The 248-nt window shown below is 42.3% G+C and carries 1 protein-coding gene; it reads right to left on the bottom strand.

What is annotated here, in order from left to right:
- Positions 1-52: 52 nt before the first annotated feature.
- Positions 53-248, bottom strand: a 196-nt coding sequence (locus SB725_RS33040; protein WP_410923679.1) for a hypothetical protein, incomplete at its 5' end; no start/stop codon positions are given.

The raw sequence follows: 248 nt of genomic DNA, 5'->3' as shown, positions 1-248 counted from the left end.
CCTTGTACTACTTTTAAATTGCATCGACTATATTATAAATAGATGACATTTATCAGCGTTTGTTTTCTACGCGGTAATACCATTCGAGCTGTCGATCAAACCCTGTTTCTAATAGGTTAGCAATTACCCGTCCTGTTAGTCCCCACACTGTCTCGCCATCGACCTGCCAGCTCGGCGTCAGTATGGTAGCCATTTGCTCTTGCATCTTATACTCAATTTCATACTCTACCGTTGGTTGAGTGACTAAC

The organism is Pseudomonas sp. SIMBA_041 (assembly GCF_046535095.1).
GTDB lineage: Bacteria > Pseudomonadota > Gammaproteobacteria > Pseudomonadales > Pseudomonadaceae > Aquipseudomonas > Aquipseudomonas mucoides.
Note: the sequence above shows the minus strand (reverse complement) of the source record. Positions and strands in the feature narration are given on the sequence as shown.